We start from the raw sequence: 700 nt of genomic DNA, 5'->3' as shown, positions 1-700 counted from the left end.
CGTTCCGAGCAGCACCTGGATGACGCGGACGTCGATGTTCTGCTCGAGCAGGTGCGTGGCGAAGCTGTGCCGCAAGGTGTGCAGCGAGACCCGCTTGTTGATCTCCGCCATTTGGGCGGCGGCGTGGCAGGCGCGGTTGAGCTGGCGCGTGGTCATCGGCTGGGCCGGATCGCGGCCGGGGAACAGCCAGCCCTGCGGCCGCGCCGCCCGCCACCAGGTCCGCAGCAGGTCGAGCAGAACAGGCGACAGCATGACGTTACGGTCCTTGCCGCCCTTGCCCTGTTCGACGCGGATGATCATGCGCTGGCTGTCGATGTCGGAGACCTTGAGCGATACCACCTCGGCGGCGCGCAGGCCCGCACCGTAGGCCACGCTCAGCGCCGCCTTGTACTTCAGTCCCGGCGCGGCATCGAGCAGCCGCGCCATCTGCTCGGGCTCAGCACCACCGGCAGCTTGCGCGGCTCATGGATGACATGGGTGTGCTCGACGATCTCGTGGCGCTTCAGCGTGACCCGGAAAAAGAACCGCAACGTCGAAACGGTCTGATTGATGGTCGGCACACCAACGCCGCTCGCCGCCAGATGGAGCTGGTAGCGGCGCACGTCCTCGAAGCTCGCCGTATCGGGTGATCGCCCGAGGAACGCTGCGAAGTTCTTGACCCTCTGCACGTAGTCATGTTGTATCCCTCCGGCGGCGGCCG

At 66.9% G+C, this 700-nt stretch carries 1 pseudogene; it reads right to left on the bottom strand.

The window, feature by feature from the left end:
• Window positions 1-700 (bottom strand): annotated as a pseudogene (locus FXB38_RS42390) (tyrosine-type recombinase/integrase); the annotation flags it as partial.

It is taken from the genome of Bradyrhizobium cytisi (genome assembly GCF_008123515.1).
GTDB classification, from domain to species: Bacteria; Pseudomonadota; Alphaproteobacteria; order Rhizobiales; family Xanthobacteraceae; genus Bradyrhizobium; species Bradyrhizobium cytisi.
Note: the sequence above shows the minus strand (reverse complement) of the source record. Positions and strands in the feature narration are given on the sequence as shown.